This window comes from Flavobacterium xizangense (assembly GCF_054075145.1).
This window is the reverse complement of sequence record NZ_JBSIPG010000048.1, coordinates 1-304: the sequence shown is the minus strand read 5'-3', so window position 1 is coordinate 304 and position 304 is coordinate 1. Positions and strand designations below refer to the sequence as shown.

Sequence of the window (304 nt, the reverse complement as noted above, 5' to 3'; positions counted from 1 at the left end):
GAATGCACAAAGAAGAAGGATTAAGCTTTAGCAATGTAATCACTTTTAATTTGGATGAATATTATCCAATGACCAAAGAAAGCCGCCAAAGCTACCATTACTTCATGCACCAGCATCTTTTTAACCATATTGACATCAAGCCTGAAAATGTAAATATTCCTGACGGTACAGTTGCAATTGATGAATTGAATCAATACTGCATTGATTATGAATTAAAAATCAAAAATGCCGGAGGACTTGATTTTCAGTTGTTGGGAATCGGTCGTACGGGTCACGTTGGTTTCAATGAACCGGGTTCACACAT

At 36.8% G+C, this 304-nt stretch carries 1 pseudogene; it reads left to right on the top strand.

Annotated elements, in window-relative coordinates:
• Positions 1 to 304, top strand: a pseudogene (locus ACWA1B_RS22450) (glucosamine-6-phosphate deaminase); the annotation flags it as partial.